This is a genomic window from Rhodococcus sp. P4_F3_2, from assembly GCF_056401335.1.
On sequence record NZ_JBFUJN010000163.1, the window covers coordinates 1 to 505 of the forward strand.

The following is a 505-nucleotide window of genomic DNA, read 5'->3' on the forward strand; positions in this document are numbered from 1 at the left end:
CACAAAAGTCGTATTTAGAATTAAGTTACAACAAGAACCAGTCAAAGAAAAAGAACTTACAAAAGATCAGAAGTTGATGGTTAATGCCGTAAATGAGGTTGTTTTATCTAGAGTAAGATTTAAAGCGTTAGAAGAAATACTAGAAGAAAAAGGATTAATCAAAGGTGATGAATTATTTGATAAGATTGAAAAAGTAGCTAAAAGAGACTTTGATACGTTAAAGAAAGAATTACTTTAGGGTAAAGAAGAAATAAATACGTAAAAGCACCCCTATYTTATCAAGGTGCYTATTTATTTTTCCATAAAGAGCCYTTTYGTATATYATYTCCAACAAAWTCCATTATGGTAACTAAAGATGTATACCATAGAAAGCTTAAAAAGATTGGTTTTGCATTTTCGGTTATAGGAAAAAAAGATTATAACTTATATGACTTATTTTTCGAAAGCCCCCATTTTGAACTTACTATTGTTGATACAAATGAGAAACTTAAAATGGGAAATATTT

General features: G+C 28.3%; 1 protein-coding gene. It reads left to right on the forward strand.

The annotated features are described in order from the left end of the window. Positions 1-238 (forward strand): hypothetical protein (locus AC1DWA_RS33245; protein ID WP_477917718.1); only part of this gene is annotated, 238 nt, incomplete at its 5' end. Between the last annotated feature and the right edge of the window lie 267 nt (positions 239-505).